Source organism: Streptomyces sp. NPDC002623 (assembly GCF_053592635.1).
On sequence record NZ_JBSFWB010000011.1, the window covers coordinates 140,590 to 165,868 of the forward strand.

17 protein-coding genes are annotated in these 25,279 nt (G+C 71.2%); 6 read left to right on the forward strand and 11 right to left on the reverse strand.

Features of this window, described 5'->3' with window-relative positions:
* Nucleotides 1–9: 9 nt before the first annotated feature.
* The 4 genes from nuoL to recQ all read left to right on the forward strand — a co-directional run bounded on the left by nuoL (nucleotide 10) and on the right by recQ (nucleotide 7,432).
* Nucleotides 10–1,923, forward strand: coding sequence for an NADH-quinone oxidoreductase subunit L (nuoL, locus tag ACWD4O_RS21595; protein WP_451281942.1), 1,914 nt, complete (start codon nucleotides 10–12; stop codon nucleotides 1,921–1,923).
* Nucleotides 1,924–1,928: 5 nt separating this feature from the next.
* Entirely contained in the window at nucleotides 1,929–3,524 is a 1,596-nt protein-coding gene (locus ACWD4O_RS21600) for an NADH-quinone oxidoreductase subunit M (protein ID WP_451281944.1), read from the forward strand.
* A complete protein-coding gene (nuoN, locus tag ACWD4O_RS21605; protein WP_451281946.1) occupies nucleotides 3,521–5,179 on the forward strand; it encodes an NADH-quinone oxidoreductase subunit NuoN in 1,659 nt (552 codons plus the stop codon). Before ACWD4O_RS21600 ends, nuoN begins: the two co-directional genes overlap by 4 nt.
* Nucleotides 5,180–5,380: 201 nt before the next feature.
* A complete protein-coding gene (gene recQ, locus ACWD4O_RS21610; protein WP_451282154.1) occupies nucleotides 5,381–7,432 on the forward strand; it encodes a DNA helicase RecQ in 2,052 nt (683 codons plus the stop codon).
* 145 nt (nucleotides 7,433–7,577) lie between these two features.
* Here recQ and ACWD4O_RS21615 read toward each other — a convergent pair whose 3' ends face one another.
* The 8 genes from ACWD4O_RS21615 to fahA all read right to left on the reverse strand — a co-directional run bounded on the left by ACWD4O_RS21615 (nucleotide 7,578) and on the right by fahA (nucleotide 17,370).
* Complete coding sequence (locus ACWD4O_RS21615) at nucleotides 7,578–10,460, reverse strand: fumarate reductase/succinate dehydrogenase flavoprotein subunit (RefSeq protein WP_451281948.1); 2,883 nt, start codon at nucleotides 10,458–10,460, stop codon at nucleotides 7,578–7,580.
* 11 nt (nucleotides 10,461–10,471) lie between these two features.
* Complete coding sequence (locus tag ACWD4O_RS21620) at nucleotides 10,472–11,299, reverse strand: ABC transporter ATP-binding protein (protein WP_451281949.1); 828 nt, start codon at nucleotides 11,297–11,299, stop codon at nucleotides 10,472–10,474.
* Entirely contained in the window at nucleotides 11,283–12,164 is an 882-nt protein-coding gene (locus tag ACWD4O_RS21625) for an ABC transporter permease (RefSeq protein ID WP_451281951.1), read from the reverse strand. The genes ACWD4O_RS21620 and ACWD4O_RS21625 overlap by 17 nt, the downstream gene beginning before the upstream one ends.
* Nucleotides 12,161–13,501 carry an ABC transporter substrate-binding protein gene (locus tag ACWD4O_RS21630; RefSeq protein ID WP_451282156.1) on the reverse strand — a complete coding sequence of 447 codons (1,341 nt, stop codon included), beginning with the start codon at nucleotides 13,499–13,501 and terminating at the stop codon, nucleotides 12,161–12,163. The genes ACWD4O_RS21625 and ACWD4O_RS21630 overlap by 4 nt, the downstream gene beginning before the upstream one ends.
* Nucleotides 13,502–13,560: 59 nt before the next feature.
* Complete coding sequence (locus ACWD4O_RS21635) at nucleotides 13,561–13,788, reverse strand: 4Fe-4S dicluster domain-containing protein (protein ID WP_351904079.1); 228 nt, start codon at nucleotides 13,786–13,788, stop codon at nucleotides 13,561–13,563.
* A 186-nt stretch (nucleotides 13,789–13,974) separates the two neighbouring features.
* Entirely contained in the window at nucleotides 13,975–14,763 is a 789-nt protein-coding gene (locus ACWD4O_RS21640) for a GntR family transcriptional regulator (protein WP_398419257.1), read from the reverse strand.
* 122 nt (nucleotides 14,764–14,885) lie between these two features.
* Nucleotides 14,886–15,824 carry a M56 family metallopeptidase gene (locus ACWD4O_RS21645; RefSeq protein WP_451281952.1) on the reverse strand — a complete coding sequence of 313 codons (939 nt, stop codon included), beginning with the start codon at nucleotides 15,822–15,824 and terminating at the stop codon, nucleotides 14,886–14,888.
* A 334-nt stretch (nucleotides 15,825–16,158) separates the two neighbouring features.
* A complete protein-coding gene (gene fahA, locus ACWD4O_RS21650; RefSeq protein WP_451281954.1) occupies nucleotides 16,159–17,370 on the reverse strand; it encodes a fumarylacetoacetase in 1,212 nt (403 codons plus the stop codon).
* Between the two features lie 301 nt (nucleotides 17,371–17,671).
* Here fahA and ACWD4O_RS21655 point away from each other — a divergent pair, with 301 nt between their 5' ends.
* Together ACWD4O_RS21655 and ACWD4O_RS21660 are read left to right on the forward strand one after the other, a co-directional pair.
* The gene (locus ACWD4O_RS21655; protein WP_451281956.1) at nucleotides 17,672–18,907 is read left to right on the forward strand and encodes a DegT/DnrJ/EryC1/StrS family aminotransferase; all 1,236 of its coding nucleotides are present in this window, start codon (nucleotides 17,672–17,674) and stop codon (nucleotides 18,905–18,907) included.
* On the forward strand, nucleotides 18,900–21,401 hold the full coding sequence (locus ACWD4O_RS21660) for a lipopolysaccharide biosynthesis protein (RefSeq protein ID WP_451281957.1): 2,502 nt from the start codon (nucleotides 18,900–18,902) through the stop codon (nucleotides 21,399–21,401). The genes ACWD4O_RS21655 and ACWD4O_RS21660 overlap by 8 nt, the downstream gene beginning before the upstream one ends.
* 112 nt (nucleotides 21,402–21,513) lie before the next feature.
* On the opposite strand, the gene ACWD4O_RS21665 is transcribed toward ACWD4O_RS21660, so the two are convergent.
* From ACWD4O_RS21665 to ACWD4O_RS21675, 3 genes are all read right to left on the reverse strand, one after another.
* Nucleotides 21,514–22,629 carry a glycoside hydrolase family 26 protein gene (locus ACWD4O_RS21665; protein WP_451281959.1) on the reverse strand — a complete coding sequence of 372 codons (1,116 nt, stop codon included), beginning with the start codon at nucleotides 22,627–22,629 and terminating at the stop codon, nucleotides 21,514–21,516.
* A gap of 149 nt (nucleotides 22,630–22,778) precedes the next feature.
* Nucleotides 22,779–23,294, reverse strand: a complete 516-nt coding sequence (locus ACWD4O_RS21670; RefSeq protein ID WP_451281961.1) for a hypothetical protein — start codon at nucleotides 23,292–23,294, stop codon at nucleotides 22,779–22,781.
* Between the two features lie 33 nt (nucleotides 23,295–23,327).
* Entirely contained in the window at nucleotides 23,328–25,256 is a 1,929-nt protein-coding gene (locus ACWD4O_RS21675; protein ID WP_451281963.1) for a hypothetical protein, read from the reverse strand.
* Nucleotides 25,257–25,279 lie beyond the last annotated feature (23 nt).

Here is a 25,279-nt window from a genome sequence, read left to right on the forward strand (position 1 = left end):
GGAAGAAACGTGGAGAACCTGATTGCGCTGCTCATCGCGGCGCCCCTGCTCGGAGCGGCCGTCCTCCTGGTCGGCGGCCGTCGGCTCGACGCCGTCGGCCACTGGATCGGCACGCTCCTGTCGACCGTGTCCTTCGTGCTCGGTGTCGTCCTCTTCAGCGACCTGCTGAGCAAGAACGCCGAGGACCGGACGCTGACACAGCACCTGTACAGCTGGATCCCGGTCGAGGGCTTCCAGGCGGACGTCGCGTTCCGCCTCGACCAGCTGTCGATGACGTTCGTGCTGCTGATCACGGGCGTCGGCTCGCTGATCCACCTGTACTCGATCGGGTACATGGAGCACGACGAGCGGCGCCGCCGCTTCTTCGGCTATCTGAACCTGTTCCTCGCGGCGATGCTGATCCTCGTCCTCGCCGACAACTACCTGCTGCTGTACGTCGGCTGGGAGGGCGTCGGGCTCGCGTCCTACCTGCTCATCGGCTTCTGGCAGCACAAGCCCAGCGCCGCCACCGCCGCGAAGAAGGCCTTCCTGGTCAACCGCGTCGGCGACATGGGCCTGTCGATCGCCATCATGCTGATGTTCACCACCTTCGGGACGTTCGCCTTCGGCCCGCTGCTCGGGGCGGAAGGAGAGCCCGGCATCGCCGGTGACGCGAGCGAGGGCCGGCTGACCGCCATCGCCCTGATGCTGCTGCTCGCGGCCTGCGGCAAGTCCGCCCAGGTACCGCTGCAGTCCTGGCTCGGGGACGCGATGGAGGGCCCGACCCCCGTCTCGGCCCTCATCCACGCGGCCACGATGGTGACCGCCGGCGTGTACCTGATCGTCCGCTCGGCGGCCATCTTCAACGGCGCCCCCGACGCGCAGTTGGTCGTCACCGTCGTCGGCGCCGTCACGCTCCTCTTCGGTGCGATCGTCGGTTGCGCGAAGGACGACATCAAGAAGGCGCTGGCCGGCTCGACCATGTCGCAGATCGGCTACATGGTGCTGGCCGCGGGCCTAGGCCCCATCGGCTACGTCTTCGCGATCATGCACCTGGTGACGCACGGCTTCTTCAAGGCCGGGCTGTTCCTCGGCGCGGGCTCGGTCATGCACGGCATGAACGACGAGGTCGACATGCGCAAGTACGGCGGTCTGCGCACGTACATGCCGGTCACCTTCGTCACCTTCGGGCTCGGCTACCTCGCCATCATCGGATTCCCGGGACTGTCCGGCTTCTTCTCCAAGGACAAGATCATCGAGGCGGCGTTCGCCAAGGGCGGCACCGAGGGCTGGATCCTCGGCGGATGCGCCCTGCTCGGCGCGGCCATCACCGCGTTCTACATGACACGCGTGATGCTGATGACGTTCTTCGGCGAGAAGCGCTGGCAGCCCGACGAGCACGGGCACGAGCCGCACCCGCACGAGTCGCCCAGGAGCATGACGATCCCGATGATCGTGCTGGCCTTCGGATCGGTCTTCGCGGGCGGGTTCTTCAGCATCGGCGACCGCTTCCTGCACTGGCTGGAGCCTGTCACCGGGCACTCCCACGGCGACTCCCCGGTCAGCGCCCTCACCGTGACCCTCGCCACGATGGTGGTCCTGGTGATCGGCGTGGCCATCGCCTACGCCCAGTACGGCCGCAGCCCCATCCCGGTCGTCGCCCCGCGCGGGTCGCTGCTCACCCGGGCCGCCCGGCGCGACCTGCTCCAGGACGACTTCAACCACGTCGTGCTGGTGCGCGGCGGCGAGCACCTCACGCGCTCCCTGGTCTACGTCGACCACACCCTGGTCGACGGTGTCGTCAACGGCACGGCGGCCTCGGTCGGCGGCCTCTCCGGGCGGCTGCGCCTGTTGCAGAACGGCTTCGCGCGGTCGTACGCGGTCTCGATGTTCGGCGGTGCGGCGGTCCTCATCGCCGCGACCCTGCTGATGAGGGCGGTCTGATACCGATGTCCTTTCCTCTGCTGACAGCGACGGCGGCGCTCCCGGCGATCGGGGCGGTCGCCACGGCCGCCGTCCCGGCCGCCCGGCGCAACGCCGCCAAAGCGCTGGCGCTGCTGGTCTCCCTTGCGACGCTCGTCCTGGCGATCGTCGTCCTGGTCCGGTTCGACCCGGACGGCGCCCGCTACCAGCTCACCGAATCCCACTCCTGGATCGCGGACTTCGGGGTCAGGTACGAGCTGGGTGTGGACGGCATCGGGGTCGCGCTCGTCGCACTGACCGCGCTGCTGATCCCGTTCATCATCCTCGCGGGCTGGCACGACGCCGACCCGCTGGAGACGGGCGACGCCTCGCTCAGCAGCTTCGCTGCGGGGCGCTGGCGGCCGACGCAGGGCTTCTTCGCCCTGATCCTGGCCGTCGAGGCGATGGTGATCATCTCCTTCGAGGCGACCGACGTCTTTCTCTTCTACATCTTCTTCGAAGCCATGCTCATCCCGATGTACTTCCTCATCGGCGGCTTCGGGGACCGGGCCCACGAGCACGGCGAGGAGACGGCGTCCACCCAACGGTCGTACGCGGCCGTGAAGTTCCTCCTGTACAACCTGGTCGGCGGGCTGATCATGCTGGCCGCGGTGATCGGCCTCTATGTCGTCGCCGGGAACTTCTCGCTCGCGGAGATCGCCGAGGCCCGTGCCAACGGAACGCTCGACATGGCGACGAACACCGAACGCTGGCTGTTCCTCGGCTTCTTCTTCGCCTTCGCGGTGAAGGCCCCGCTGTGGCCGCTGCACACCTGGCTGCCCAACGCCATGGGCGAGGCCACCGCCCCCGTCGCCGTCCTCATCACGGCGGTCGTCGACAAGGTGGGCACCTTCGCGATGCTCCGCTTCTGCCTCCAGCTCTTCCCGGAGGCGAGCAAGTGGGCGACGCCCGTCATCCTCGTCCTCGCGGTGATCAGCATCATCTACGGGGCGCTGCTCGCCGTGGGACAGCGGGACATCAAGCGGCTGGTCGCGTACGCGTCGATCTCGCACTTCGGGTTCATCATCCTGGGCATCTTCGCGATGACCAGCCAGGGCCAGTCCGGCGCGACGCTCTACATGGTCAACCACGGCATCTCGACGGCCGCCCTGATGCTGGTCGCCGGCTTCCTGATCTCGCGGCGCGGCTCGCGGCTCATCGCCGACTACGGCGGGGTGCAGAAGGTCGCCCCGATTCTCGCCGGCACCTTCCTGATCGGCGGCCTGGCGACGCTGTCGCTGCCGGGGCTCGCCCCCTTCGTGAGCGAGTTCCTCGTCCTGGTCGGCACGTTCGAGCGCTACCCGGCGATCGGCATCATCGCCACCTTCGGCATCGTCCTCGCCGCGCTGTACACGCTCGTCCTCTACCAGCGGACGATGACGGGTCCGGTGAAGTCCGAGGTCTCCGCGATGCCGGACCTACGCGTGCGTGAGCTCGTCGTCGTCGCCCCGCTGATCGCGCTGCTGATCTTCCTGGGCGTCTACCCGAAGCCCGTCACGGACATCGTGAACCCGGCGGTCAAGCAGACCCTGTCCGACGTCCAGAAGAAGGACCCCCAGCCCGAGGTGGAGGCGGCCAAGTGAGCGCATCAGCCGTCCACAGCCTGTGGACAACGGCGGCAGCCGCGACCGACCCGATTTCGAAGATCGACTCGCCGAAGATCGAATACGGGCAATTGTCGCCCACCTTGATCGTCGTGGGCGCGGCGATCATCGGAGTGCTGGTCGAGGCGTTCGTGCCGCGCAAGCACCGCTACTACGCACAACTGTTCGTTTCCGTCGTGGCGCTGGCCGCCGCGTTCGCCGCGGTGGTCGCGCTGGCCGAGGGCGGGTACGGCACCACGAAGGCGCGCATCGCGGCCATGGGCGCGATCGCGGTCGACGGACCGGCCCTGTTCCTGCAGGGCACGATCCTGCTGGCCGCCATGGTCGGCCTGTTCACCTTCGCCGAACGGCGGCTCGACCCCGAGGCGCACGGCAACCGGGTCGACTCCTTCGCCGCCCAGGCGGCGTCCGTGCCGGGGAGCGACAGCGAAAAAGCCGCGGTCAAGGCCGGTTTCACCACCACCGAGGTCTTCCCGCTGCTGCTGTTCGCGGTTTCCGGAATGCTGGTCTTCCCCTCGGCCAACGACCTGCTGACCCTCTTCATCGCCCTGGAAGTCTTCTCGCTGCCGCTGTACCTCCTGTGCGCACTGGCCCGCCGCAAGCGGCTCATGTCGCAGGAAGCCGCGGTCAAGTACTTCCTCCTCGGCGCGTTCGCCTCCGCGTTCACCCTCTTCGGCATCGCACTGCTGTACGGGTACGCGGGGTCGGTGTCGTACGGCACCATCGCGCAGGTCGTCGACGGCACCGTCCAGAACGTGAACCCGGCGCTCGCCGACACCATGGGCAACGACGCGTTGCTCCTCGTCGGCGCGGCGATGATCGTCATGGGGCTGCTGTTCAAGGTGGGCGCGGTGCCGTTCCACATGTGGACGCCCGACGTCTACCAGGGCGCTCCGACCCCGGTCACCGGCTTCATGGCGGCGGCGACCAAGGTGGCCGCGTTCGGCGCGCTGCTGCGTCTGCTCTACGTCGTCCTGCCCGGACTGCGCTGGGACTGGCGGCCGGTCATGTGGGGCGTCGCGATCGTCACCATGCTCGGCGGCGCGATCGTCGCGATCACGCAGACCGACATCAAGCGCCTGCTGGCGTACTCGTCGATCGCGCACGCCGGATTCATCCTCGCGGGTGTCATCGCGACCACCCCGGACGGCGTCTCGTCCGTCCTCTTCTACCTGGCCGCGTACTCGTTCGTGACGATCGGCGCGTTCGCGGTGGTCACCCTCGTGCGCGACGCCGGCGGCGAGGCGACGCACCTGTCCAAGTGGGCGGGGCTCGGCCGGCGCTCACCGCTGGTGGCGGCCGTGTTCGCGGTGTTCCTGCTCGCCTTCGCCGGTATCCCGCTGACCAGCGGATTCACCGGAAAGTTCGCCGTGTTCAAGGCGGCGGCGGAGGGCGGCGCGGCCCCGCTGGTCGTGGTCGGTGTGATCTCCTCGGCGATCGCGGCGTTCTTCTACATCCGTGTGATCGTGCTGATGTTCTTCAGCGAGCCGCGGCCCGAGGGCCCGACCGTCGCCGTTCCGTCGCCGCTGACGATGACGGCGATCGGCGTGGGCGTCGCGGTCACGCTGGTGCTCGGTGTGGCGCCGCAGTACTTCCTGGACCTGGCGAACCAGGCGGGCGTGTTCGTGCGCTGACCTGCGGGTGCGAGTGCGGTGGGCCCGGTTCCCCTGGTGGGGGCCGGGCCCACTGGCGTCGTACGGGTGATCGAGTCCGGGGATTTCCGCTCACTGTCACGCAGAGTCACTGGATCGGGTCTGTGGATAACTCCGGCGGTGTCAGTGTGGACCCCTATCGTGGAGGCAGTGGTCGAGAGACGACGTACGGGGGACCAGACGATGGGCGCGACGGGCGGGATCAGCGAGATGACAGGGATCACCGGGACACCGGAGCAGACCGACAGCGAGGCACTGGCCGCGCTGCACCGGGTCTTCGGGTACGACGCCTTCCGCGGCGAACAGGAAGCGGTCATCGAGCACGTCGTGGCCGGTGGGGACGCGGTCGTCCTGATGCCGACCGGCGGCGGCAAGTCGCTGTGCTACCAGATCCCCGCCCTGGTCAGACCCGGCACGGGAATCGTCGTCTCCCCGCTGATCGCGCTGATGCAGGACCAGGTGGACGCGCTGCGGGCACTCGGCGTGAACGCCGGGTTCATGAACTCCACGCAGGACTTCGGCGAGCGGCGTGTGGTCGAGGCCGAGTTCCTCGCCGGCGAGCTGGACCTGCTGTACCTGGCACCCGAGCGACTGCGCCTGGAGTCCACCCTGGACCTCCTCTCACGCGGCAAGATCGCCGTGTTCGCGATCGACGAGGCGCACTGTGTGTCCCAGTGGGGCCACGACTTCCGCCCCGACTACCTGTCCCTCTCCCTGCTGGGCGAGCGCTGGCCGGACGTCCCGCGGATCGCGCTCACGGCGACGGCCACCGACGCGACGCACCAGGAGATCACCCAGCGGCTGAACATGCCGTCGGCCCGCCACTTCGTGGCCAGCTTCGATCGGCCCAACATCCAGTACCGGATCGTGCCGAAGGCCGACCCCAAGAAGCAGCTGCTGAGCTTCCTGCGCGAGGAACACGCGGGCGACGCGGGCATCGTGTACTGCCTCTCGCGCAACTCGGTCGAGAAAACAGCCGAGTTCCTCTCCAAGAACGGCGTCGAGGCGGTGCCGTACCACGCGGGTCTGGACGCGGGCACGCGCGCGGCGCACCAGTCCCGGTTCCTGCGGGAGGACGGCCTGGTGGTGTGCGCGACGATCGCCTTCGGCATGGGCATCGACAAGCCGGACGTTCGGTTCGTGGCCCACCTCGACCTGCCCAAGTCGATCGAGGGCTACTACCAGGAGACGGGGCGCGGCGGCCGCGACGGCCTGCCCTCCACGGCATGGATGGCGTACGGCCTCAACGACGTCATACAGCAGCGCAAGCTGATCCAGTCCGGCGAGGGCGACGAGGCCTTCCGGCGGCGGGCCGGAGCCCACCTGGACTCGATGCTGGCGCTCTGCGAGACCGCCCAGTGCCGCCGCGGACAACTCCTCGCCTACTTCGGCCAGGAACCGGCCCCGGTGGGCTGCGGCAACTGCGACACCTGCCTGACGCCACCGGAGACCTGGGACGGCACGGTCGCGGCCCAGAAGGTGCTGTCGACGGTGGTGCGTCTGCAGCGGGAGCGCGGGCAGAAGTTCGGCGCCGTGCAGATCGTCGACATCCTGATGGGCAAGCGCACGGCCAAGGTGATCCAGTTCGACCACGACCAGCTGTCGGTGTTCGGCATCGGCGAGGATCTCGCCGAAGGCGAATGGCGCGGCGTCGTACGGCAGTTGCTGGCGCAGGGGCTGCTCGCCGTCGAGGGGGAGTACGGCACGCTGGTGCTGACGGAGGCCAGCGGGGAGGTGCTGCGCCGCGAGCGGGACGTGCCGCTGCGCAAGGAGCCGAAGAGGCCCGCGACGTCGAAGACGTCGGGCTCGTCCTCCTCCGGCCGGAGCAAGCCCAAGGCCGCCGCGGCCGAGCTGCCCGAGGCACTGCTGCCCGCCTTCGAGGCACTGCGCGCCTGGCGTGCCGAACAGGCCCGTGAGCAGGGCGTCCCGGCGTACGTCATCTTCCACGACGCGACGCTCCGGGAGATCGCCACGGCGTGGCCGACATCGGTGCAACAGCTCGGCGGGATCAGCGGCGTCGGCGAGAAGAAGCTGGTGACGTACGGCGAGGGCGTGATCGAGGTCCTGGCCGCGCTGGGCGGGGCACCCGGCGGAGCACCGGCTACGGCCGCTCCCGTACCGGCCCAGGGCGCCACTCCTGACGCCGGCGCCGCTCGGAATGCCCGGCAGGATCCGAGTGACCCTGACTACTGGCCCGAGATGGACGCGGAGCCGGAGCCCGAGGACTGGATATAGGGGAGGACTGGATAGAGGGGACGGGACAGGTCGAGGGGATCTGCGGAAGGCGGGGGAGAGGACGCGGGCGGTCACTGTCCCCAGCTCGCCGCCGATCACCATCCCTTGCCTGCCGCCGGTTCCCGTCCCCAGCTCGCCGCGTCTCTCATAGGGCGCGCGTCGCATACGCCCTGACGTCCGCGTCCGAGTCCGTCGTCGCCGTGGCCAGGGCCGCGCGGGCCGCCTGCGAGGCACGGTGGCGGGTCAGGGCGAGGACGGCGGCCTTGCGGACGTCGGCGTTCGGGTCGGCCAGCGTCTTGGCCAGGACAGGGACGGCCGTGTCGGGGTGGGCCACGGACAGCGCGGTCGCGGCGCCTGCACGCACCTGCCAGGCCGGGTCGGCCAGTGCGGTCACGGCCCGGGCGGCGAGCGGCACCGGGCAGCCGGTGGTGCCCAACGCCGCGTAGGCGGCACCGCGTACCAGCGCGTCGGGGTCGTCGACGAGACCGACCAGGGCCGTGTGAACGACGTCGTGCTCGGGGGCGACGCCGGAACCGGATGCCGCGCCGGGCCCGGACGCCGCGCCGGGCCCGGAGGCGTCCAGGCGGCCGGCCGCCACCGTGGCCAGGGACTTGGCGATCGTGACGCGGACCTCGCGGGACGGGTCGGCGGTTGCCGCACGGGCCAGCTCGTCGGCCGCGTCGACGGAGACGAGGGCGCGGACGGCCTCGATACGGACGGCGATGTCGGCGTCGGCGAGAGAGCCCGCGAACAGGGCGGTGTCACCGAGGCGCAGGGCACGCAGCACGTCCAGGGCCGCGGCGCGGACCACGGGGTCGGACTCGGCGAGGGCGTCGGCCAGGCCGTCACGCAGGGCGGGTTCCGCGGGCAGGGTCTCGACCAGTTCCCGCAGCGAGGCCGCCGCGGCGGCGCGGACCTCGGCGGCCGGGTCGCGCAGTGCCTCGGCGAGGGCGGGCCCGGTGCCCACGGGCACGGTCTCGGTGAGGACGGCGACGGCCTCGCGTCGGACGGCGGGCGCCGGGTCGGTCAGATAGGGAAGCAGGGCGGCGAGTTCGGGCTCCTCCTCGGCGAGCGCGACGAGTTCGAGGAGACGGGAGGAGGAGAGACCTGCGGAGAGACCTGCGGAGAGACCTGAGGAGGACTGATCGAGGGCGGGCTCGGCGCCGGGCTCGGGCGTCGAAGGCACAGAGGGGTCCGTCGGCTGCGGGACGGCCGTCTCGGTCCCGGCGGCGACGGGTGCCACATCCCGTGAACCGGCCGTGGCCACGTCCTCGGGGCGGACCTCGCCGAGATGCCGAGAAGGACCGCCGACGGGGGTGAACTCGTCGACCGGAACCAGATACGGAGCCACGGGTCGGGCCGTGAACTCCATAGCACCAGAGGGGGACTTGTGCAGATCGAGGTGATGGAACCAGGAGGCGTCGTCCCGATGCGGGTGGTCGAGACGGTCGTGGTAGAGGCCCCAGCGGGACTCCGTACGGGCCAGGGAGGCGCGCGCTGCCATCTCCGCGCAGTCGCGGATGAAGCTGACCTCGGCGCAGCGCATGAGCTCGTGCGGGGTGCGGGCCCCCATCTCGGCGACGTCGTCACGCATCCGCTCGAAGGCCTCCAGGGCCAACGACAGCCGCGCGCCCGACTTCGGCGGGGCCACGTAGTCGTTCACGAAGCGGCGCAGCTTGTACTCGACCTGGGGCTGCGGCGGGCCCTCCGGGTTGCGCAGCGGGCGGTAGACGAGCTCGTGCGCCTCGCGCAGTTGGTCAACCGGAAGTTGACCACTGTGCGCCTTGTACCGGGCCGCGTCCGCACCGGCGAGGTCGCCGAAGACGAACGCGCCGATCATGTAGTTGTGCGGGACGCAGGCCAGGTCACCGGCGGCGTACAGCCGGGGGACGGTCGTACGCGCGTGGTCGTCCACCCGTACGCCCGAGGCCGAGTGGCCGCCGCACAGGCCGATCTCCGAGATGTGCATCTCGATGTCGTGGGTGCGGTAGTCATGGCCGCGGCCGGAGTGGAAGGTGCCCCGGGTCGGGCGCTCGGTGGAGTGCAGGATCGACTCGAGGGCGGAGATCGACTCCTCGGGGAGGTGACTCAGCTTCAGGTACACCGGGCCCCGGTCGCTCGCGACCTCCGCCGCGAACTCGGCCATCATCTGGCCCGACCAGTAGTCGGAGTCGACGAAGCGTTCGCCGTGCCGGTTGACCTGGTAGCCGCCGAAGGGGTTGGCGACATAAGCGCAGGCGGGGCCGTTGTAGTCCTTGATCAACGGGTTGATCTGGAAGCACTCGATGCCGGTCAGCTCGGCGCCCGCGTGGTAGGCCATGGCGTAGCCGTCGCCGGCGTTGGTGGGGTTCTCGTACGTGCCGTACAGGTAGCCGGAGGCGGGCAGGCCGAGGCGGCCGCAGGCACCGGTCGCGAGGATGACCCCGCCCGCGCGGACGGTGACGAACTGCCCCGTACGGGTGTTGAAGCCGGCCGCTCCCACGGCGCGCCCGTCCTCCGGGGACGTCAGCACGCGCACCGGCATCACCCGGTTCTCGATGCGGATCCGCTCCCGCATCTCGCGCCGCCGCAGCTGTCGGTACAGGACCTTCTTAACGTCCTTGCCCTCCGGCATCGGCAGCACGTACGAACCGGAGCGGTGGACCTGGCGGACCGCGTAGTCGCCGTGCTCGTCCTTCTCGAACTTCACGCCGTACGACTCCAGACGCTGCACCATGGCGAAGCCGCGGGTGGCGGTCTGGCGGACGGTGGACTGGTCGACGATGCCGTCGTTGGCGCGGGTGATCTCGGCGACGTAGTCGTCGGGCTCGGCGCGACCGGGGATGACCGCGTTGTTGACGCCGTCCATGCCCATCGCGAGTGCCCCGGAGTGGCGGACGTGGGCCTTCTCCAGAAGCAGCACGTCCGCGCCGTGCTCGGCGGCGGTCAGGGCCGCCATGGTGCCGGCGGTGCCGCCTCCGATGACGAGGACGTCGCAGGTCAGCTCCTCGGCATCGCCGAGCGCGGGGATCTGCAGGGGGGTGTCCACCGGGGTGCCTTTCAGATGCTCAGTGAGGTCAGGACGTCGCGGCGCAGGGCCACGCGCGCGGGGTCGTCACGGGCCGCGCGGTCGCGCGGGCGGGGCACGTCCCGGACGGAGAGGAGGCGGCCCGCGCCGAGCAGCGCCACGCGGTCGCCGAGGAACAGGGCCTCGTCCACGTCGTGGGTGACGAACACGACGGTCGCGCCCGTGCCGTGCAGCACCTCCACCAGCAGGTCCTGCATGCCGGCCCGGGTCTGGGCGTCGAGGGCGCCGAAGGGTTCGTCCATGAGGACGGCGCGCGGACCCGCGGCGAGGGCCCGGGCCAGTTGCGCCCGCTGGCGCTGGCCGCCGGAGACACGGTGCGGCAGCTGCCGGGCGCGGTCGGCGAGGCCGACCCGTTCGAGCCAGGCGTGGGCCTGCCTTCTGCGCTCCGCGCGCGGCGAGCCCTGGATGGCGAGGGGCAGTTCGACGTTGGCCAGCAGAGTGCGCCAGGGGAGCAGGGCGTCCTCCTGGAAGACCAGGGCGCGGTCCGCCGCAGGCCCGGCGATCGGCCGGCCGTCCTGCTCCACGGCCCCGGCCAGCGGGGGCAGCAGCCCGGCCAGTGTGCGCAACAGCGTGGATTTGCCGCAGCCCGAGGGGCCGACGAGGGTGAGGATCTCGCCCGGCGCGACGTCCAGGTCGACGGCCTCCAAGGCGGCGGCGTCGGGGCGGCCGAGGGTGGCAGCCCGGAGAGTGAGCCGCGTGCCGCGTGCGGCCGCGCCGACGGTCGTGGCGATGGCCTTCGCGTCGGTGGTCGTACCGGTCGCCTTACCGGTGGTCTCGCGGGTCTCAGACGAGGTGCTCATCGCGCGCCTCCTCGGGTTCGGGTCCGGTGCGGACGGCGACGGGGGCGGCCGGAGCCGGAGCGGCCGACCGCAGGCTCCTCGCCCCGGGCCGGCCTGCGGGGACGTACGACGTGCGGGGCAGCCAGCGGGTCAGGCGGCGGCCGAGCAGCTCCACGGCGGTGGAGGTGGCCCAGCCGAGCACACCGATCGTGACCATGCCGACGAACACGCCCGGGTAGTCGACGACCGTGTAGTCCTGCCAGGTGCGGTAGCCGACGCCGTACTGACCGGAGATCATCTCGGCGGAGATCACGCAGATCCACGACACGCCGATGCCGACCGACAGGCCGCCGAAGATGCCGGGCAGCGCGCCCGGCAGGACGACCGAGCCGAGGATCCGCCACCGGCCGCCGCCCATGGTGCGCACCGCCTCCTCCCACCCGGGGGCCAGTGCGCGGACCGCGTGCCGGGTGGAGACGAGGACGGGGAAGAAGGCGGCGGTGAAGGTGATGAAGACGATGCCTTGTTCGTTGGACGGGAAGAGCAGGATCGCGACGGGGACCAGGGCGATCGCGGGGATCGGGCGGACGATTTCGAGGATCGGTCCGAGCACGTCCTCGGCGAGCCGCGAGCGCGCCACGAGCACGCCCGTGGCCACGCCCAGCACGGCGGCAAGGAAGAAGCCGCCGAGAATGCGGGTGAGGCTGTCGGTGAGGTCCGTCCAGTAGTCGTCGCCGGCCAGGCGGTCGGCGAAGGCGCGGGCCACGTCGGCGACGGTGGGGAACTGCGAGAAGCGCAACCACAGGTCGACGTTCAGGCTGGTCAGGAGCTGCCACAGGCCGAGGGCGGCCGCCACCGAGGCCACCCTGAGCGCATACCGGCTCACGACGCCCGCCCCAGCGCGTCGGCATATGTGACGACCCGGGCGCCGCCGTGGGCGTCGACGTAGGCCTGCGCGGTCGCGGGGGCGACGAACGGCAGCAGGGTCGCGCCGTCGGCCACCCAGATCGCCTTGTCGGCGAACCACAGGGTGCCGGTGGTGGCGTCAGGGACATAGGCGGCGCGGATTCCGTCCTTGTGCCGCGCGACGTAGGTCAGCAGCTCGGTGGGCGTCTTGAAGGCAAGGGTCTCGTCGGCACCTTTCGGCCACGCCTCGCTCGCGGCCGGTGCGGGTGCGGCGGCGAGCTGCTCGGCGTACGACGAGCCGAGCGCCTTCTTCACGTACTGGTCGTCGACGAAGGAGTCCACGTCGACGTCCCCGGTCAGCTTCGCCGCCTTCAGGATCGACACGTCCTCCTTGAGGGCGGAGACGAGCTGGGGCTTGACGGCCGGGTCGAAGGTGGAGATGCCGTGAGCGCCGTTGTAGAGGTAGACGACCTCGGCAGGCAGACTCGTGGCCTTCGCGACGCTCTCGGCGGCGGCCACGGGGTGGTCGTTCAGGTAGGCGGTGGCTTGCGCCTGCGCCTTCAGGAACGCCTCCAGCACGGCCGGGCGCTTCTTCGCGAAGTCCTCGCGCGCGGTGACGCCGTGGAAGGTGGGCAGGTCCAGCTGGGCGCCGTCGTAGAGGGCCTTCGCCTTGCCCTGGTAGGCGAGCAGGCCGGGCCAGGCGACGAACTGCGAGAGCGCGTCCGCGCTGCCCGCGGAGAGCGCCGACGCGCCCACGGCCGGCTGCTGGTTGAGCTTCTCGATGCCCTTGTTCGGGTCGATTCCGGCCCGCTGCAGGGCCCGTACGAGGGTGCCGTCGGCGGCGGAGCCCACGCTGGTGGAGACCTTCTTGCCCTTGAGGTCCTCGATGGAGGCGAGCTTGGAGTCGGGTGCCGTGACGACGGTGTTGAGGCCGCCGCGGAGGTTGTAGCCGGTGACCGAGACCAGGTGGGTGGGCTTGCCGAGCTGCTTGCCGCGGGCGGCGTTGATGAGGAGCGGGAAGTCGCCCATCGAGCCGATGTCGATCTTTCCGGCGGTCATCTGCGCAGTGATGGGGGCGCCGGTGGCGTAGTCCTGCCAGTCCACCTTGTAGGTGGTGCCGTCGCCGAGGGCGTTGAGCTGCTTCTCGAAGTAGCCGAGCGAACGGAGGAGGGTGCCGGCTGTGACCGTGTTGATGGTCTTGGACTGATAGCCGACGGTCACGGTGACCGTGGATCCACTACCGGCTGCGGCGCTGCCGCATCCGGTGAGGGGGAGCAGCAGGAGGGCGGCGGCCGCGGCGACTGCCTTGACCTTCATAGGCTGCTTCGACTGCAGCGACTGCATGGGTTTCCTGGGTTTCATCGGGTTCGCGCCTTTCACCGGAGCAGGTAGGGCATGTTGACCGTGACGGCTCCGGTGGGACAGCGAGCCGCGCACGGCCCGCAGTACCAGCACTCGTCGACGTGCATGTAGGCCTTGCCGTTGGTCTCGTCGATGGCGAGGGAGTCCAGGGGGCACATGTCCACACAGAGGGTGCAGCCGTCGATGCACTTCGACTCGTCGATGGTCACGGGCACGTCGGCCCGCTGGGGCGCCAAGGTCATGGCTGTCTCCAGAAAAGTCCCGAGAAATTCTGAGAAATCCCGAGCGGCAGTGAACCGGTGAGGCGTTGCCGAACGATGAAGGGGTGAGAGCGGAAAAGAGGGCAGCGAAGAGCGCGGAATGGAGGCCGGGGATGAGGCCGGAGGTGAGGGCGGAGACGGGGCCGAGGGAGAGGCCGGTGGGAGTCGTCAGAGGGAGCGGTGCAGCAGGCCGCTCATCGAGATCCGGTCGCCGCGGAAACGGATGAACTCCAGGTCCACCGGGCGTCCGTCGGCGAGATGGGTGAGGCGTTCGAGCATCAGGACGGCCGCGCCGCGCGGTGCCTCCAGTACGGCGGCGGAGTGGGCGTCCGCGGTCACCGCCTCGAGGGTGATCTCGGCGTGGCCGAGGCGCTGCCCGGTGACGGCCTCCAGGAGGCGGAAGACGTCGGTGTTCTCCAGGTCGGCGCCGAGCAACGCGGTGCCGAGGTCCAGCGGGATGTAGGTCAGGTCCAGAGAGAGGGGGATGCCACCCAGTCGGCGCAGCCGTTCGATGTAGAGGACGTCGGTGCCGGGTGGGACGTGGAGGCGGTCGGCCACCGGGGTGGGGGCGGCCACGGGGCCCATCGTGCGGACCTCGTTGGTGACATGGCCGTGCTCGTGCAGGGTCTCCGCGAGGCCCATCAGACGGTCCAGGCCGTGCGGGTACTTCTGCGCCACGACGACCGTGCCGACCCCCGGCAGGCGCTCCACCAGGCCCTCGGCCCGGAGGAGGTCCAACGCCTCGCGGACGGTGTTGCGCGAGGCGCGGTAGTCGGTGGCGAGGGTCGACTCGTGGGGCAGCGCGCCGGCCGGGAAAGCGCCGGTGAGCAGCTGACGGCGCAGGAGGTCGGCGAGCTGACGGGCCTGGTCCGCGCGCAGCCGGCGGCGCGCGCGGTGGGCGGCGACGGTGGTCGCGCCCTGGCCGGCGTGCTCTCGGATGCGATCGGTGGGTGGCATGTTTCGAACCATAGCGAGCCGGTAGGAAAACCGGTGTTGCCGGAGTGTTGCGCCACCTACCGGAACGTCAGGTAAGGCGTTGACCTGGGGAAACGAGCGGTTCCTGAGCAAGATCTGCCAGTTCAGGACAACGCCGTCAGCCCCGGGGCGAAAGTGATCAGCAGCGGCAGCAGGGGGACCAGTGCGGCCACCGTCGTCGTCAGCGCCCGGTGTCTGCGGAGCAGGCGTGGGGGCGGTTCGAGCAGGCGGTCGACGCGCTCGCCCAGGAGACGGTGACTGGAGGCGCAGGACAGGACGCCCCGGTGTTGGTTCAGCTCGATCAGGGCCAGCGCCGTGGTCAGGTGACCGCAGCGGCGCGACGCGGTGTCGTCGGCGGCGAGTTCGACCAGGCGGTGGGTCTGGTCACAGAAATGGGAGAAGAGCGGAATGCGGGGGAATCCGGTGGCAAGGGCGGTCGAGAGGTGGAGCAGCCAGTCGTGGTGGGCGCGGGCATGGCCGCGTTCGTGGGTGAGGACGGCGTCCAGTTGGTGGGAGGTCAGGCGGTGCAGGGCACCGGTGGTCACGATCAACTGGGGTGGGTTGCCGGGCATCCACCAGGCGTCGGGATACTCGTCCTCCAGCACGAGCAGCGGGCCCCGGGCGGACGGCAGGCCCGCCGGCAGGTCGGGGGCGCGTTCCCGCAGGTGGGCCCTGGCCTGGCCGCGGCGCCGGCGCGCATCGACGAGTTCGCGGGCCAGCATCGCGGTGGTCCAGCCGGCCCCACAGGCCAGCAGCAGGGTCAGGGCCACGGCCCACAGCGGGGCGGCGGCGAGGTCGTACGCCTCGGTGACGGCAGGCGGTGCCGGTGCGAAGACCTGCGTGCGGACGGTGTGGAAGACGGCTGCGGCGCCCAGCGTCAGGGCCGTCAGGCAGCACAGCAGGACGGTGGCGACCAGGCACTGCCACACCCACAGCGCGACCACGGGCTCCCGCTCCGGCCATGCGGAGCGGGTCAGCGCACGCGGAGCCGGCACAGCGGCCGTCAGGGCGACGACGCTCAGCAGGAGCAGGCAGACGGTCATGCCATGGGCTCCGGATCCTGGTCGGGAAAATCCTGGTCGGGAAAGGGCCGTGCGCCACGTGCGCGCGGGGTGCGTACCGCGTACCCGCGTGTGTGCGGCCTGCCGCGGGCGGCGGGCTCGGCAGCAGGACCGTGCCCGCCGCCAGTATGACGGGGGTTGCTCCGGGAGTCAGCCCACGACGACGCTCCGATTCAGCCCCGACAGCCCTGCCAGGTTTCCCGTCCGGTCGCCGGCCGAGTTCCCCTTGCCGTCACTCGCCCTGTCACCTGTCGTTTCACCCGTCCCGTCACTTGCCTCGCCACCTGCCCTGTTTCCTGTCCCGTCTCCCGTCCCGTCACCCGGCGGTCACCCGCCCGCTCACCTCGCCCAGGCCCACCCGAGCACCGCCGGGGCCCGGGGCCCACGCCGACAGGGTCACCAGGTCACCGTCCTCCAGGAAGGTCCTTTTCCCATCGGGGAGTTCCAGCGGGTCGCGGCCGTTCCAGGTCAGCTCCAGGAAGGAGCCCAGCTCGCCGGGGTTCGGGCCGCTCACCGTGCCCGAGCCGTACAGGTCGCCGGTGCGCAGCGAGGCTCCGTTGACCGTGAGGTGGGCGAGTTGCTGGGCGGCCGTCCAGTACATGCTGGAGAAGGGCGGCTCGGAGACGACGTGACCGTTGAGCGCGATGGAGATGCGCAGGTCGTAGCCCGCGGGTTCGGCGGCCGCGTCGTCCAGGTAGGGGAGGAGGGGATGGGTCCGCTCCGGGGGCGTCACCCGCGCGCTCTCCAGGGCGTCGAGCGGGGTGATCCAGGCCGAGACCGACGTGGCGAACGACTTGGCGAGAAACGGGCCGAGGGGCACGTACTCCCAGGCCTGGATGTCACGGGCCGACCAGTCGTTGAGCAGGCACAGACCGAAGACGTGGTCGCGGAAGTCGGTCAGCGCGACCGGCGTGCCCTGGCGCGAGGGCACGCCGACGACGAAGCCGACCTCGGCCTCGATGTCGAGCCGCACGGACGGGCCGAAGACGGGGGCAGGGTCGGTGGGCGCCTTGCGCTGGCCCGACGGGCGGACGACGTCCGTGCCGGAGACCACGACCGTGCCGGCCCGGCCGTGGTAGCCGATCGGCAGATGCTTCCAGTTGGCCAGGAGCGTGTCACCGGCGTCCGGGCGGAAGATCGCGCCGGCGTTCCGGGCGTGGTGTTCGGAGGAGTAGAAGTCGACGTAGTCGGCGACCTCGAAGGGGAGGTGCAGGGTCACCGAGGAGAGAGGGCGGAAGAGGGGTTCGACGGTGGGGCGGTGGGCCGGGTCCGTCACCCACTCCGTCAGGTCGTGGCGCACCTGCGACCAGACCGTGCGGCCCGCCGCCAGGAGCGGGTTGAGGGTCGGCGCCGTGAGCAGCTCGGCGTGCGGCGAGCCGAGCGTGCGGGCCGCGGCACCCACGTCCAGGACATGGTCGCCGAGCCGGACGCCGACGGTCCGCTCCGCGGAGCCCGGGAGGGAGAAGACGCCGTACGGGAGATTGTGCGGACCGAAGGGATCGCCCTCGGGAAGGTCGAAGGGGGGCATCGGGTACTGCCTCTCTTTCGTGCGCTCTCTGAAACTCGCCAGGTCGTGCTCGCCGGACGCCGAGCGGATGTCGCGCGGGTGCGCCGAGCCGCGCCACAGGTTACGGCTGACCTGGTGGAAGTGACATGGGCGCAGGGCCGGCGAGGCGGTTCGGCCCGCAGCGCCCCGCATCCGGACGCTCACCGGAAGCCGTCCGCGGGCCGGGTCGCATTCTTGACGGAGCGGTGCGAAAGGGGAGACTCTGGGCGGGTGCTGGAAGGCCTCGGGGAGGGGGCCTTCCCCAGGCACAACTGGGGGGCGGATGGCCATAGGGGAGGCCGGCCTCGGGTCGGCGCGGCGTGGCTCAAGGCCGAAGCGGCTGGAAGCGACCATGCGCGACAGACTCGGCCGGGAATGCGTGTACGTGCCGTCGTGCAGATTCGGGCTCTTCGTGGCCTTGCGCCACTGGTGCCCGCCCGGCGGACGCGTGCTGATGTCGCCGGTCAACGACGACGTGATCTTCTTCGTCGTGCTCGCGGCCGGCCTGCGGCCCGTGCAGGCGCCGTTGAACCCGCTGGACGCGTCGATCGACGTCGATGCGGTGCCCGACGAGGTGTGGGGCTCGCTGTCCGGCGTGCTCACGACGAATCTGTACGGCAATCCGGACGACACGCCGCGCCTGCGGGAGAAGTGCGACGCGCTGGGCATCCCGTTGTTCGAGGACGGGGCACACGCGATCGGCAGCGAGGTGGGTGGCCGACCGGTCGGGGCCTGGGGCGACGCCTCCGTCTTCAGCCTGTCCAAGCATGTCGGCGCCAAGGCCGGGGGGTTCCTGGCCTGTGCCGACCCGGGGCTGCGCGAGGCCCTGGAGAAGACCTGCGACGACCTGCTGCTGCCGGGGCGGTTCACGGCGGAACTCGCCTACACCGTCCGGCCCTACGCGGAGGCGACCGTGCGGGGGCTGCGGCTGCGGCGGGCCGCCTGGGCCACGATGCGACTGCTCGGGCTGATGGAACGGGAAGGGATCCGGATGCCGCTGCGGCCGGCCGAGCTGGCCGGAGCCGTCGAGGCCGCGCCGGACCTGGCCGCACACGATTCGTGGATCCGCGTCGACATGCACGACTACCGGCTGCGTTCAGGACCGCTGAGAGCGGGCCGCATCGCCCGCAAGCTCGACCACCTGGACGAGGTGCTGGCGGCCTGCCGGGCGGGCACGGAGCTGCTGTCGTCCACACCGTGGGCACAGCCCGGCACACCCCGTGCCGACCGCGTCCAACCCCTGTTCCGGGTACCCCTGTTCGTCGCCGACCGGGATGCCGCGAGGGCGGCGCTCGCGCGGCGGGGCATCGTCGTCGGGTATCTCTATGACCCGCCCCTGGACGACTACGCCGGTCCCGCCTTCACCGACCCCTCGCCCGATCCCGCCGGCGCCCGCTGGTTCGCCCGGCACGCGCTGCCCGTGGATCCGCTGCGGGCCAGACAGGTCGTCGAGGTGCTCCAGGCGTCCGGTATACGGCCGGCCGAGGCGCCGGGAGGGCTGGAGCCGACCCGTGGCTGAGACGCAGGCCGAGATCCAGGCACCCGAGCCGTCGGCGCCGGCCGCCGGAAAGGAGACGACCGGTCCGACGCCGGCCGACAGCGGCCGGGGCTCCGACTCGCTGTTCCGGAACGCCTACTTCCTGATGCTCAGCACGGGCGTCTCCGCCGTGCTGGGCCTGGGCTTCTGGCTGGTGGCCGCGCGCTACTACTCCGAGGAGGCGGTCGGGCAGGGCTCGGCCGCGATCGCGGCGATGCGGCTCCTCGCCAGCATCACGGCGACGACGATGATCGGCGCCGTCGTCCGTTTCGTGCCACGTGCCGGCCGGGCCACCGGCTCGCTGGTGTGGCGGGCGTACGCGGTCAGTTCGGTGGTCGTCGCCGTAGCCGCCTTCGTCTTCCTGCTGACTCTCGATCTGTGGGGGGCGACGTACGCGCCGCTCGGCACGGCAGCCGCGGGGGCGACGTTCGTCGTCGCGTGCGTGGCATGGGCGCTGCTGACGCTTCAGGACGGGGTGCTCACCGGGCTGCGCAGATCGGGGTGGGTGCCCGTCGGCAACGCGGTGTTCTCGATCGGCAAGCTGATCCTGCTGGTCTTCTTCGCGACCGCGCTGCCGGTGCTCGGCATCTTCGTGTCGTGGGCCGTCGCGATCGCGTTCTCGACGCTCCCGCTGGGCTGGTTGATCTTCCGTCGGCTGATCCCGCGCCAGGCCGCCGCCGACCGCGACCTGGAACCTCCGCAACTGCGCGAGATGGGCCGCTTCCTGGCAGGGGACTCGCTGGGCGCGCTGTTCAGCCTTGCGATGATCAACCTGCTGCCGGTGATGGTCGCCGTGCGCTTCAGTGCGGCGGAGAACGGCTACTTCTACGTGGCGTACACCGTCGGCGGCACGATGGAGTTCATGGCCATCAACATGGCCTCCTCGCTCACCGCGCACGCCTCGCACGACCCGCGCCATCTCGCCGACGGCGTGCGGGGGGCGCTGCGCCGGATGACGTTGCTGCTGGTGCCGGTGGTGCTGGTGCTGGTCGTGTTCGCCCCGCAGATCCTGCTGCCGTTCAACGAGGACTACGCGGAGCACGGCACCACCGTCCTGAGGCTGCTGGCGGCGGGGGCGCTGCCCAGGGTCGTGGTCGAGCTCTACATCGGGGTGCTGCGTGTGCAGGGCCGGACCGGAGTGCTCGCCGCGCTCCAGGGCGCCATGTGCACGCTGGTGCTGGGGAGCGCGGCCGTGCTGTTCGCCCCGGCCGGGATCGCGGGCGCGGGCTGGGCGGTGCTGCTCAGCATGACCCTGATCGCCGCCGTCTCCGCCTTCGGTCTGCGCTCGGCGCTGCGCCGGACCGACCGCGTGCCCGCCGGCCGGTCCGGCGCCGCCCCGGCCTACGGCACCCGCTGGGCGCGGCTGAACGCCACCGCCGGGTACGGCACGGCCGGATACGGCACGAACTGGGCGCGCCGGGCGGCATACGAGCGTGAGGGCGTCGACGAGGACACGGTCACGCTGTTCATAGGGCGGCCAGGGTACGAACGCGAGGCGCTGCAGGCGGACACGCTGGCGCTGATCGTACGGCCGCACGGATCCGGGACGGAGGAGAAGGCCGAGGAGAAGGCGGAGGGGCAGGACGGGCTGATCGGGGAGGCTGCGGTGGACCGTGACTCGTCGGCCGGGGCCCGGGCCACGGCCCCGGCCCGGGAGCGGTGGACGGCAGGCGTCCTGTGGGGGCTGCTCGGCGTGGCCACCGGCGTCTACTGGACGGCGCTGCGCGATCTGCCGTGGCTCGACGGCCCCTCCGCGGACGTACTGACCGGGCGTCAGCTGCTGGCGGCCCTGCCGCTCGTGGGGCTCGTCGCGGGGGGCCTGCTGCTGGTGGTGTTCGTCGGCTCGGTGACGCTGCGGTCCGCGCGCGGCGCGTGGCTGCCGGGGACGGCGCTGGGCTCGGTCCTGCTCGCCCTGTACGCCGTACCCGTGGCCTTCGGCTGGGAACCGACGCCGGTGAGTGGGACGTTGTACGCAGAGACGGCCCGTTTCCTCGCGGAGGGCGTCGGGCTCGACGGCCCCGAGCCGCTGCTGCGCTGGGCACCGCCGGTCGCGCAGCTGTTGTCCCTCATACCGCTGTGGCTGCTGCTCACGCGCGTGGGCAGGCGCTTGACGTGGCCGGGGCGCTGGGGGGTCCTGTATCTCCTCGCGCTGGGCGGCTGGGTGTGGCGGCAGGAGCTTGCGCCGATCGCCGTGCCCGCGTTCGTCGTCCTGGTCCTTGCCGCAGGGGTCGCCGCAGTGGTCGCGTCGCTTTCCGCCCGGGCCCGTGCGAAGGCGGCCGCGGCGGCCCGGGCGCGGAGCGCTACCGACGGGAGAGCTGCCGCGTCCGAAGGGGGAGCCGCCGGTGCCGAACGGACAGCTGCCGACGAGAGCGAGCGCGAGGGGGAAAGCGGGAGCAGGAGCGGGAGCGGTACCGGGACCAGGGTCGTGGAAGAGCTGCCGACGAGACGGCTACCGGCAGGACGGCCGCCGGTGTGACGGCCGTGATGTGACGGCCGCCCGACGTGACGTGACGTAACGGCCGCTATTTGTGACGGCCGTCAGGGGGCCAGGGCTGCTGCCGGCGGGAAGGCCGCTGGCTAGATGGCTGTCAGCGGGGTGGGATCGGCTGGTGGAAGTAGCTGTTCTTGCCCGCTTCGCGGTAGCCCTCGAGACCCGGGCCCTTGTTGACGGTCAGATCGCACGCGGCCTGCTCGGAGGTCGGCCGGTTCCAGTGCACCAGCGCCTTCACATCGGGGAGCTTCTTCACGGCGGCGGGGATCTGGGTGTACCAGTCACGCTGGCGCTGCGGGGCGCCGGCGTCCGGCGCGGTGGCGAACTCCGCGAGCATGACGGGCTTTTCGTCGCTGATGTTCTCGCGCAGCCACTCGTAGCTGGGCTGTTGGCTGCGCAGGAAGTCCTTCCAGTCGGTGGTGCCGTGGCACTGGTAGTAGTTGTACTGGTCCATGGCGATCCAGTCGACGTACTCGTCGCCGGGGTAGAGCGCCTTCATGTCGGCCGCGCTGCCGAGGTAGCCGGAGACGGTCCACACCCACACGACGTTGTCGGCGCCCAGTTCACGGAACCGGTCGCGAACATGGCGGTAGGCCGCCACGAACTCCGCCGGGGTGCCGGCGCCCTCCTTGATACGGGCGTCGGTCTCCTGGTCGAAGGAGAGGAAGACCCGTTTGCCGTAGGCCTTGATGCGTTGGATCTGCGGATCCAGGATCTTCTTGTCGAGCTTCCCGGAGGCGATGTTCTTCCAGCCGAGTTGGGTCTCCGTCCAGTTCTCGTGGTGCGGCTCGGTCCATACGGTGGACTCCCAGGCCAGCATCAGCAGCCGGTCCTTGCCGAGTTCCTGTTCCTCGGGGGTGAGCAGTTCCCCGTCGAGCTCGGTGCCCGACATGTCGTGGTAGTTGTAGACGAGGTCGAGCTTGCGGCCGATCCGCTTCTCGAAGCCGAGCACGGCGTCCTTGAGCGAGCCGTTCTCGGCGTACGGCACGGCGGCGCCCCACCAGGCGCCGCAGGGCGGGATCAGGGCGTCGGTGGGAGCGCAGGGACCGGTGGGCAGCTCGCCCGAGGCCGCGTTGTCGGGCAGGGCGTCCGCGCGGGACACCGGGTCCTCGGGCCGGCTGGCCCAGATGCCGAGCCCGGCGATCAGCGCGGCGACCGCCACCAGCACCACGGCCGTGTAGGTGCGCCTCGAGCCCCCTGTGCCACTCCCCATGCCACCCCCGGTGCCACCCCCCATGCCACTCGCCATGCCACCCCCGGTGCCACCCTTTAAGTCCATCCCGCTCCCCGGACCCGCGCCCATGCCCCTCACCCCGTACGACTCGGGCGGCTTGCGTGGTCCGCGCAGCCGGTGTCGTCCTGTCATATGTCACTGCCGGCGGAGGGCCTGCGCCTGACCTTGGCCCGTTCGACCGCGCCGCGCCGGGCGGCGGGCAGCGGCAGCCCCGGCAGGGCTGCGGTGACCGTGGTGAAGCCGGCGAGCGAGACGAGGAACGCGGTCATCGAGAAGCCCTGCACCAGGAACAGCGAGGTGGCGGTGAGTACGCCGAGCGAGAGGCTGACGGGCGCGGCGAGCGCGATGGCCTCCAGCCTGGCGCCGGAGGCCAGCCCGCCCGGCTGCGGATACAGCGCCGCGCAGCCCGGGCCGAACAGGACGAAGAGCAGGACCGGGATCCAACGCAGCGGAGAGGGGCCGGGAACGGCGGTGGCGGCCAGCGCGAGCCAGCCGGAGGCCGCGACGAGGACTCTGAGATGAGTCGAGGTGCCCCTTGCGCGCATGGCGCCCATCGCACCCTTGTTCTCTTCGGCGCCGTCGATGCCGTCGATGCCGTCGATGCCGTCGGTGTTGTCGATGTCCGCGGAGTTCGGGGTCGTCACTTCGATCACCTTGGGGTCAGTCATCGGGGTCGGTCACGGAGTGGCTGGGCGGTACTCCAGGACGACGCCGTACGGATGGCTCTCGATGGTCCGGAAGAGCGGCGAGACGGACAGCTTCCAGCGCAGCGTCTCGAAGCCGCCGGGCGGCAGCAGACCCTCTCCGGCGGTGTAGATGTCCTGGGTGCGGGTGAGGACGACATACGCCTTCTCGCCCGGCGGGATTCCCTCGGCCAGGTAGGCGGCCGGATCCTCCAGCATCTTCTCGTTGTCCGGCAGCGCCTGTTCGGCGAAGAACCAGTGGTCGAGTCGGTCGTAGCGGTGGAGCGCCTGCGGGAAGGAACCGCTGGTGGCGAGGATCAACGAGCCGTCCGGTGCGTCGTCCAAGGTCTTCGTGACCAGCGCGGTCTCCTCGGGCGGCGTGTAGAACATCTTCTCCTTGCCGTAGTACGACGGCAGGAAGCCGGCCAGCAGCACCAGCAGGACGGCCGGCAGGGCGACGGCCGCGATCCTGCGCCGCAGCGCCTTCGCCCTGCTGCGGTGGGTCCCCGCGACGGCCGGCACCAGCGCGGCGGCGGCGAAGAAGGCGCCACCGGGCAGGGCGAACAGATAGACGCGGAAGAGCATCTCGCCGCCGTAGTCGTTGACGGCGAACAGCGGCACCGGGGCGACGGACACCAGCAGCAGCGGCAGCGCGCTGCGGGTCAGCCGGCGCCGCAGCACCACGGCGGCCCCGGCGAGGACGGCGATGGCGAGCACCATCGCCACGTTGGCGGTGCCCGCGAGTTCGGGGCCTGGTCCGGTGAGCTGCCCCGCGTAGCCCGCGCGGGAGTTCTCCGTCAGCTCGCCGATCGACTTCCTGATGGTGGAGAGCGTCTCGACGAACAGCGGCCGCCCCATGGTCAGGTCCCAGGTGAGCATCAGCAGCGCGGCGACGACCAGCAGCCCGTAGTTGCGGTAGCGGCGGGTGAAGCTGAGCGCGAGCAGACAGATGGTGAGCATCACCGGGGTGAGCTGGTGCGTGGCGTTGATGGCGGCGATCAGCGGGGCCAGGATCACCACGCACACCGCGCGTTGCCTGGGCCCCGTGGGCGGCGGGACGGGGGCGGCCACCGGGTCGAGGTAGGTGCGGTCCCGCAGCCGCCCGGCGGAGCCCGGCCGCACGAAGTGCCGCAGCACCACCGCGAGGACCGTCAGATGGAGCAGGTAGGCGAGCGCCTGCGGGGCGAAGTAGTCCTGGCCCACCCAGTTGGCGAGCTGGAAGATCCAGACGGCGGCCCAGATCAGCCGCCAGTCCTCGCAGAAGGTGCGGTAGATCAGGACCAGCACCGGCATCATGAGCAGGCCGACGACGATCGGCGCCCAGTTGGCGTAGGCGGCGGCGCTCTGCACGCCGAAGGCCCGCACCAGGCCCGCGTTGAGCGTGAAGAACCCCGGCCACTGGTCGTAGGCGGACATGTTGCCCGAGAGCGACGCGCCCGGTCGCAGTTCACCGTTGGCGAGGAGCGTGTTGACGATCGCGTCGTGCTTCGAGGCCCACGGATAGCGCACCGCGTCGTACAGCACCGCGGGCGGCGCCTTGAGCGCGAACAGGAGCGCGGCGCAGTGCGCGGCCGGCCACCAGGGCGCGGTGCCCGCCCGCCGCAGACTGAGGACGAAGCCCGCCGTGAGGACCAGCAACGAGAGGTAGTAGGCGGCCGGGAGGCGGTCCAGCAGGCCGTAGTCGCCCATCTCCCGGAAGCCGATGCGCGGCAGCGCGTACACCCAGAGCCCGGCGGCGAGGAGCAGTGTCAGCAGGGCCGCGTCCGGCGGACGGCGCGGGATCCGCCACCACCGCCGCGAACTGCGGTCGTCGCGTCCGGCCGGGGCCGGACCGCCGGGGCCCGGACCGCCCGGTCCGGTGGAGAGCTCGGGGGTGGGCAGCTCGCTGCTCTCGGTGCTCGGTACGGGCACGTGTTGTGGCACGTCGAGGCTCCCCTCCCTCAGGT